Origin of the sequence: Variovorax boronicumulans NBRC 103145, from assembly GCF_001591345.1 — a bacterium.
GTDB lineage: Bacteria > Pseudomonadota > Gammaproteobacteria > Burkholderiales > Burkholderiaceae_C > Variovorax > Variovorax boronicumulans.
Genome location: NZ_BCUS01000265.1, coordinates 1 through 1050, shown reverse-complemented (window position 1 = coordinate 1050; position 1050 = coordinate 1). Strand labels below are relative to the sequence as shown.

The 1050-nt window shown below is 73.3% G+C and carries 1 pseudogene; it reads right to left on the bottom strand.

The window, feature by feature from the left end:
- Nucleotides 1-1050 (bottom strand): annotated as a pseudogene (locus VBO01S_RS32980) (hypothetical protein); the annotation flags it as partial.

Here is a 1050-nt window from a genome sequence, read left to right as displayed (position 1 = left end):
GTCGCCACCGGTCACACCGCCGAGGACACCGCCGAGCAGGCCGTCGTCACCGAGGATGCCGCCGAGCAAGCCGCCGTCACCACCGAGAACGCCACCCAGGAGGCCGTCATCACCCAGCACACCGCCGAGCAGACCACCGTCGCCGCCGAGGACGCCACCCAGGAGGCCGTCGTCACCCAACACGCCGCCAAGCAAACCGCCGTCGCCGCCGAGGACACCACCCAGAAGGCCGTCGTCGCCGAGCACGCCACCGAGCAGACCGCCTTCACCGCCGAGCAAGCCGCCCAGCAGGCCGTCGTCACCCAACACGCCGCCGAGCAGGCCGCCTTCGCCGCCGAGGACGCCACCCAGGAGGCCGTCGTCGCCGAGCACGCCACCGAGCAGACCGCCTTCACCGCCGAGCAAGCCACCCAGCAGGCCGTCATCACCCAGCACGCCGCCAAGCAGACCACCTTCGCCGCCGAGGACACCACCCAGGAGGCCGCCCTCGCCGAGCACGCCACCGAGCAGACCGCCCTCGCCGCCGAGCAAGCCGCCCAGCAGACCGTCATCACCCAGCACGCCGCCGAGCAGACCACCGTCGCCGCCGAGGACACCGCCCAGCAGGCCGCCGTCGCCACCCAGCACGCCACCCAGCAGGCCATCGCCACCGATCAGGTTGGCCACGCCGTCGGTCACGAAGTCGACCTGCGTGTCCACCGCGTTCAGCAGGCCGTTCGTCGCGCCGGCGCCGAGCAGCTGGTCGACCACCGGGCTGACCAGGCCGCCCACGCCGTCCGTCACGTCATCGACGAGGCTGTCGGCCGGGTCGAGCACGTTCGGGTCGTTCGGCGTGAAGCTGGAACCGAGCACCGGTGCCAGCAGGCCGTCGACCGTGTCGGTCAGGCTGTCGGTCAGTTGCGAGACCGGGGCCAGCACGTCGCCCAAGCCGAGGTCGCCGAGCACGCCGTTGTTCAGGCCGTTCACCAGGCCGGCCACCACGCTGTCGGCCGGGTCGAGCAGGGCCGCGCCGGTGCCGGGGGTGCCGCCACCGCCGATGCCGCCGAGCAC